Origin of the sequence: Facklamia sp. P9177 (assembly GCF_050409585.1) — a bacterium.
GTDB lineage: Bacteria > Bacillota > Bacilli > Lactobacillales > Aerococcaceae > Facklamia.
Genome location: NZ_JBNUPE010000027.1, coordinates 1 through 7,207, shown reverse-complemented (window position 1 = coordinate 7,207; position 7,207 = coordinate 1). Strand labels below are relative to the sequence as shown.

The following is a 7,207-nucleotide window of genomic DNA, read 5'->3' as shown; positions in this document are numbered from 1 at the left end:
CATAAGCATGCCCATTTAGAAGCACCTTGTGTAACATATGTTTGACAACTCTAGAAGATAAAAAATGCTAAAAGTTAAAACCTCTTGAAAAAACGAACATACGTTCTATAATGTTGAAGAGGTGATTCGATGTTGAAGGAAGAACAAGCGCTGGAAATTAATTTTTTTGATTTGGCCTATCGACAATTAGAAGAAGATTATATGAGATATTCAGCTGTAGGTTTGCCTCTTTATTGTGTAATCGACAGCATTATTAAGATGATGCAAAGAGATGAGATAACATTTTTTATCTTACCTCGAGCAAAAAGTTTAGACGGCAAAAATCATTGTTTTTATTTTCGTGTAGTTGATAAGTTCTATGAATATCGTGGCTGTGATTTGTTTTAAAATTTATTTAATGGACAAACATGCAGAACATATTATTAATAAGTAAAGATGTTATAATCAAAGTGGAAACGTTTTTTTGAATTGAATTGAATTGAGTTGAGGGGTATCTAAAGGTCGTTAGTTTAAAATGTAAAAAGGAATGATAAATATGTTAGAACAAACAAAGAGTCAAGCTGTTAATAGAACAAATTTTTGGATAATAGCTGATTTCATCTCTTTTTTTCTTACCATATTTGTCAATTATTTGGGGGGATCAGGTTTAATTAATGATATGAGCCAGCAAGAAGTATCTGCTAAATATACAACACTGATTACTCCCGCTGGTTTTGCTTTTAGTATATGGGGTGTGATTTACACCTTAGTGTTAATCACGCTGACTTATTTAGCCTTTAAGCGTGATGATAAAAAAATTATGCATACTATTTCACTGATTTCTCCTTTATTTATCGTTTCCTGTCTTTTTAATATGGGTTGGATCTTTAGTTTTTCATACGAATTGATAGGTCTTTCTGTTGTGATGATTTTTATATTACTCTTAGCATTAATGAAACTGATTGAAAAAATTAATTATAACAGTAAAAATATTTCTTATAATTTACCAGCTTACGCTTTTACACTCTATGCTGCTTGGGTTTTAATCGCAACTTTTTTAAACATCTCTATTTTCTTAGTCAAAATAGGCTGGGATGGCTTTGGTATCTCAGATTCAGTGTGGTCATTGGTGGTTATTATTATTGCCATTGTTTTCGTTGTAGGCTATGTCTTTATGTATAAGAATGCTTTCTTTCCTATCTCAATAGCTTGGGCTTTCTATGGCATTTATAGTAATTATGAAGAAGGTGTACATAGTCCGGAATTAGTAACAAGTATTAAAGCTGTCTTATTAGCTGGTTTAGCTATCTTAGTAGTATCGGCTATCTATCGGTTTGTTAGGAATAAAAATAGCATCTTCCCAAAGGATGTAAACAGCCAAAATCAATGAGTAGAAAGGGAACAAATATGGTGGGTCAAAATTTCAAAAAAAGAAAGTCAATCTCTTTGGAGAAGAAATAAGTATTTAGTTCTTTCTAAATTACAAAATATTTACTTAGAGATTAAAGAGCACCTTAAAAATGATCATGTTGACCTCGAATATGTTCGTGGAAAAAAGATATTGCCGAAAAATGCCAGAAAACCAAAAGCAAAGCGTAAATGCCTTGCTTCATGGATGGGCTTATTTTGAAAAACAAGCCAATCAGCAGGAAAAAGATGATTTTTTAAGCAGCTTAGAGGTCTATCCACAAGGAAAAATCGAACCAAATGATGTCATTAAATATATCAACCATTTACTTGAGCGATACACCAATTCTTATTTGCAGGCATCGACTTTACTAAAATAAAAGCGAATTTAAATAAATTTCCAATTAGAGTCTTCTACTCATTTAATTTAAGTTTTTAACTTGGATTGAAAGGTGAAAGGCTCTTTTTATTAGAAAAAACCTTCCAAAAGGAAGGTCAAAATTAATTAGAGTTAATTTGAAGGTTGATATCTACCAAATGCGATAAGCTATAGCAAAATCCATTTGGCCAATAGCTTTATCCCAACGACAAGTCATAAAGGCAGCCATGTCATCGCCATTTCCGTAATAGGCAAGGAAGGGAATAGAATCTTCATTATAGAAATAGTTATATTGGAAGTCGGTTTGAATGGGAATGATTGCTGTGATTTCATAGCCTTTGGATATTCCGTCCTTATCTGTAACAATAAATTCATTACCCGGTTCAAAATAATTGTTGCTAGCAAAGGGAGCAAAAGCTCCTGTATTAATATGGTCATAATAATGGCCAAAAAAGGTACGGATACCATTCATTCCAACTTGAGGAACACCATCTATCCCTAATACATCATTCACTTGGTCAAAGTCATCTTTACTGCCTGTATTATCTTCTAAAGGAATATATTCGACGACGATCCCATTTGATTCGATGGTATTGGGGTTTTTTCCTAAAACTTTTCCCTCGGTATGCATAACGTCTAAATAGTTTTTTGGAATGATGGCTTCTTGATTTTGATAGTCTTTGTTCTTCTTATCATACTTTGTGACTTTTGAATTGCCATCCTTGATTAATTGTTCGGTCATCGCCCCTGCTTTAGCAGTTTCTTTTTTTTCTAGTTTCAAACTGGATTGAATTTTTGCAGGAATTCTCTCTTTTTCTTTATTTTCAGCACTGGCCTCAAGGGTTACTGTCATAATTCCTAATGTTAAACAGAGGACTTTAATAAAAAATTTATTCTTCATAGTGACCACCTCTCAAATGATTTGTTATTTATAATATGCTATACAAGTTATCAAATAGCAACAACTTTCACTTTAATGTAATATAGAAGAAAGATTGATATATAAATCTATAACATTAAATCAGATTATTCAGCTTAAAATTATCAAGCAATAAATTTAATTCTTAGCTAAAAAGGGTGTGTAAGATGAATATTCATTATCAAAGTAAACAAAATCTATCTAATAACGACATACAAGCAGCAAAAGATCTTTTAACACACAAACATCAAGTGGATCGAACCTTTTCTGATCCGTATCTATTTAATCGATACAATTTTGATCGATCAATGCCTAGTTTTTTTACGGCCTATAAAGATCGGAAAATGATAGGTTTATTAGCAGTTTATGCCGATGATGCTGAAGCGGAACTTTCAATAATTGTCGATCCAAACTATCGACGCAAGGGCATAGCATCTAAACTTTACGAAAACTTTCAATCAGAAACTGCTTCTTATGGAATTAAATCTCTTACTTTTAAAACGGAACGCATATTTATAGATGAAAATCCAAAATTTTTAGTCTCTTTAAACTTATTGTTAACAGATGAGGAAGTATTAATGGCTTATGGGACAAGTCCTTACTTAGTTGAAGAACGTTTTGATATTAAAGTTCTGATTGCTTCTGAGGAACATGTAGAGGAAATTGCTCGCTTTCAATCCGAAAGCTTTGAGGATGATTATGAGCTGAGCCTACGATATGCTAGAGAAACAGTAGCAAACCAAGAAAGCCCCATCTATGTAGCCCTATGCCAAGGGTATGTAGTTGCATCCATTTCTGCTGACCAAAGCTCAGATGTCAATTATTTATTTGGTGTTGCAGTGGACCCAAATTTTCAAGGGCAGGGAATTGCCACTTACCTAATGAAGCAAACAATTAATGATTTGATTCAATCAAATCATAAGCCTTTCCACTTAACAGTTGAAGCAGATAACCAAACTGCATTTAATCTTTATAAAAAGTTAGGGTTTAAGGAAATCACTCGTATTGTCCACTTAGAACTTAAAAAATAGAACATTTAGTACAGCCACTTGACTTTCTAGCTCTTAATTTATGAAAGCATCATTTACTTTCAAATAAAGTTTGACAGATCAATAATTTTGGACTATACTAGGTAAGTAGTAAAGAAATAAGTTAATTAAGTCATTTCCATTCAACAAATGTAAATCTTCTTTTTAATTATTTAGTTATTGCAATACAAAGTGCTTAAGACGCACACAGGAGGATTTATATATGAATACAGGTACAGTAAAATGGTTTAATGCCGATAAAGGTTTTGGTTTCATCGAAGGACAAGATGGGAAAGATGTTTTTGCACATTTCTCAGCTATTTCTGGAGACGGCTTCAAAACATTAGATGAAGGCCAAGCAGTGTCTTACGATGTTGTTTCAGGCGATCGTGGCGACCAAGCCGCAAACATCGTAAAACTTTAATATAATTTAAACCCACCAGCAAAGCTGGTGGGTTTTTTTGTGTTTTTTATAAAAGGATTGACAAGTGTTATATACTGTTATACACTGTTTACGAAAGGGGCAAAATGCATGCAAATAATTATCGATAATACAAGTATGACTCCTCTTTATGAACAAATTGTAGACCAGATAACTGCAATGATTCTAGCAGGAGAAATACCGACTGCAAGTGCGCTTCCTTCCGTGAGATCCCTTTCTAAGGAATTGAAGATCAGTGCGCTAACGGTCAAAAAAGCTTATGACCAATTGGAGAGAGAAGGGTTTATTGAGACAGTTCATGGTAAGGGCTCCTATGTTTTAGAAGCCAATCAAGAACTTTTACGTAATGAACAGTTGATGCAAGTGGAAGCTATAATGGCTCAAGCAATTGAGAAAGCACAACTTTTTCACTTAAGTAAAGATGAAATGCAGTCCATATTTGATTTATTAATGGGGGATTGGGATGTTAAAAGTTAATCATTTAAAGAAAAATTACGGTTCTTTTCAGCTCGATTGCAGTTTGCAAGTTAAAGAAGGAATGGTAACTGGCTTTTTGGGTAGGAACGGATCTGGCAAGACAACGACGATTAAGGCGATTCTTGGTTTGATCTTTCCTGATCAAGGGGAAGTTGAACTTTTTGGGCGTCCGGTTAATCAGTTATCTGGTCATGACAAGGAGAAGTTGGGGGTCGTTTTGTCGGATTCCAATTTTAGTCGAGTGATGAATTGTAAAGAAGTTTTAGCTATCTTAAAGCGTAGCTATCGAAACTTTGATGAGGCCATGTTTAGACATTTTGTAGACCAGCAAGGCTTAACGTGGGATAAAAAGTTTGAAAAATTTTCGACAGGTATGCAGGCAAAACTGAAAGTAATTACGGCCATTTCGCATAAAGCTCAATTTTTAATAATGGATGAGCCGACCTCAGGGTTGGATGTAGTGGCGCGTGAAGAAATATTAGATATTTTGCGTGAATACTTAGACGAGTCTCCGCAAACGAGCATTTTAATTTCTTCCCATATTGCCACAGATTTGGAAGGGATTTGCGATGATTTCTACCTTATCGATCAAGGTAAAATAGTTATGTACGAGGAAATGGATCAACTTTTATCTAGCTATGGTATTTTAAAGCTTCGTCAAGAAGAACTGGATCAGATCGATCAAACGCATATCATTAAGATTGATCAGACAAATTATGGTTATTGCTGCTTAACCAATCAAAGACAGTTTTATTTGGAAAATTATCCACAAGTAATTATCGAAAAAGCTTCGGTGGATGACTTAATTAAATTAATGGTAGGTGGTCGCAAATGAAAGGATTGCTTTATAAAGATTGGCTACTAATTCGTAAGATGGGTCTGCAATTTCTGATACCAGTAGTGGTAGGAATCATTGTGCTTTATAGTGGGGACGATAAATTATTTTTTATGACTTACACCTCGATGGTAGGTATATTCTCCATTATTTCGACTATTTCTTACGATGAGTATGATAATGGCATGCCCATGCTTTTATCGCTACCGTATACACGGCAAGACTATGTGCGTTCAAAATATTTGTTTGCAGTTATAACCATCGTTACTTTATTGGTTTTTGAAGTGGGCTTAATCACCAGTATGGCTACCTTCAAAAATATTGAAGAATTTTCTTTTACTGACAACTTTCTTGAAATATTGAGTACTTTAGTGGTATCTTCTGCTATGTGTTGGATTTTGCTTCCCATTTATTTAAAATATGGTGTTAAAAAAGCAATGATTGCCATGATGGTAGTAGGTGGCTTATTATTTGGAGGAATAATGGGAGTTCTTTATCTTATTAAGGAGTTTAAGTTAATTTCATTGGATCAAATACAGTTCTTGCAAAATTTCTTAGCAAATGATTGGAATGTTTTCTTTTTATTTATACTAGTGATAGCAGGAATAATGGGCATATCCTATTATATAAGTAGCAGAATTATGCAAAAGCGGGAGTATTAAATTGTGAAGGCAAGTATAGAAATGTCATTGATCAAGATTAAACGTTCACTTAAGTCATTCATATTAAAATTCAGCTTAGAAAATCAATGCCCCTTTTCGATGTTCTCCACGAATAAATAATCAGTGTAAAGCGATGTAAAATTAATAAAAGGAGGTGGTGGCTTATGAAAGGTTTGCTATATAAAGATTGGCTATTAATTCGCAAGACCAAGTTACATATTTTTTTACCAATAATAATGATTTTCATTATCTTGTATATTAAATCTGGTGACCTGGCTTTGATGAGTGTTATTTCAGTTTCAATCTTATCTTTGATACTGTCACCCATGACTTATGATGAGAGGGAAAATGGGATGCCAATGCTTTTGACCCTACCATATTCGCGCGAAGATTACGTATATTCAAAATACTTTTCCTTAATCATAGGGTTAATAGGTTTATTAGTTTTTGAAGTTTATTTGACTTCACTCGTCGCTTATTTTCAAAGTCCACAAACTTTCAATTTTATAGACAATCTTTTGACGATACTAATGATTTTGGCTGTTAGCTCAATCCTGGTTTTGATACTGTTACCTATTCAATTAAAATTTGGCTCAGAAGGGACACTATTAATAATCTTTAGCTTTTTAGTCCTTTGTATTGTTGGAGTGGTTCTCTTTTTATTCAGTGAAAAGATAATTTCAACAGATTTATACAGGATTTTGAAAAACTTCTTTTCAAATAAATGGAGCCAACTCTTTACTTCCATACTAGTCATGAGTTTTACTTATTTTGCTTCCTTAATTATAAGTATGAAGATTATGAGAGGACGTGACTATTAAATGAACAAGGGAGTAAAATTCGACAATCATTTAAGTGTTTTCAGCTGAAACATTTTATCGAGTAATAATATATAGGATGTTAAAACAGCTATTTAATAATTCGTATCATTTCAATTGGCTTACAGCCGCTTGACTTCCCAGCTAATTATATATGAAAGCATCATTTACGTTTAACAAAAGCATCATTTACTTTCAAATAAAATTGTCAACCGTAAATGAAAATGTCCTGAAATTTTAAAAATTTGCGGGATAAAACTA

Annotated in this window: 10 protein-coding genes; 9 read left to right on the top strand and 1 reads right to left on the bottom strand. The window is 33.2% G+C overall.

What is annotated here, in order from left to right; all coding sequences use genetic code 11:
- Nucleotides 1-129 precede the first annotated feature (129 nt).
- The 3 genes from ACQV18_RS09110 (at nucleotide 130) to ACQV18_RS09100 (ending at nucleotide 1,766) form a co-directional block, all read left to right on the top strand.
- Entirely contained in the window at nucleotides 130-387 is a 258-nt protein-coding gene (locus ACQV18_RS09110; RefSeq protein WP_428874218.1) for a DUF5960 family protein, read from the top strand.
- 148 nt (nucleotides 388-535) lie between these two features.
- Nucleotides 536-1,369, top strand: a complete 834-nt coding sequence (locus ACQV18_RS09105) for a TspO/MBR family protein (RefSeq protein WP_428882387.1) — start codon at nucleotides 536-538, stop codon at nucleotides 1,367-1,369.
- A 130-nt stretch (nucleotides 1,370-1,499) separates the two neighbouring features.
- Nucleotides 1,500-1,766, top strand: a complete 267-nt coding sequence (locus ACQV18_RS09100; RefSeq protein ID WP_428892987.1) for a DUF1722 domain-containing protein — start codon at nucleotides 1,500-1,502, stop codon at nucleotides 1,764-1,766.
- 150 nt (nucleotides 1,767-1,916) lie between these two features.
- On the opposite strand, the gene ACQV18_RS09095 is transcribed toward ACQV18_RS09100, so the two are convergent.
- Nucleotides 1,917-2,666 (bottom strand): hypothetical protein, encoded by a 750-nt coding sequence (locus tag ACQV18_RS09095; RefSeq protein WP_428874220.1) that lies wholly within the window; start codon nucleotides 2,664-2,666, stop codon nucleotides 1,917-1,919.
- Nucleotides 2,667-2,851: 185 nt separating this feature from the next.
- Here ACQV18_RS09095 and ACQV18_RS09090 point away from each other — a divergent pair, with 185 nt between their 5' ends.
- From ACQV18_RS09090 to ACQV18_RS09065, 6 genes are all read left to right on the top strand, one after another.
- Nucleotides 2,852-3,715 (top strand): GNAT family N-acetyltransferase, encoded by an 864-nt coding sequence (locus ACQV18_RS09090; RefSeq protein ID WP_428874222.1) that lies wholly within the window; start codon nucleotides 2,852-2,854, stop codon nucleotides 3,713-3,715.
- Nucleotides 3,716-3,935: 220 nt separating this feature from the next.
- A complete protein-coding gene (locus ACQV18_RS09085; RefSeq protein ID WP_428885289.1) occupies nucleotides 3,936-4,136 on the top strand; it encodes a cold-shock protein in 201 nt (66 codons plus the stop codon).
- 108 nt (nucleotides 4,137-4,244) lie between these two features.
- Nucleotides 4,245-4,631, top strand: coding sequence for a GntR family transcriptional regulator (locus ACQV18_RS09080; RefSeq protein WP_428875552.1), 387 nt, complete (start codon nucleotides 4,245-4,247; stop codon nucleotides 4,629-4,631).
- A complete protein-coding gene (locus tag ACQV18_RS09075) occupies nucleotides 4,618-5,466 on the top strand; it encodes an ABC transporter ATP-binding protein (RefSeq protein WP_428892986.1) in 849 nt (282 codons plus the stop codon). The genes ACQV18_RS09080 and ACQV18_RS09075 overlap by 14 nt, the downstream gene beginning before the upstream one ends.
- The gene (locus tag ACQV18_RS09070; protein ID WP_428892985.1) at nucleotides 5,463-6,128 is read left to right on the top strand and encodes an ABC-2 transporter permease; all 666 of its coding nucleotides are present in this window, start codon (nucleotides 5,463-5,465) and stop codon (nucleotides 6,126-6,128) included. The genes ACQV18_RS09075 and ACQV18_RS09070 overlap by 4 nt, the downstream gene beginning before the upstream one ends.
- A gap of 164 nt (nucleotides 6,129-6,292) precedes the next feature.
- Nucleotides 6,293-6,949, top strand: coding sequence for an ABC-2 transporter permease (locus ACQV18_RS09065; RefSeq protein ID WP_428892984.1), 657 nt, complete (start codon nucleotides 6,293-6,295; stop codon nucleotides 6,947-6,949).
- Nucleotides 6,950-7,207: the final 258 nt, after the last annotated feature.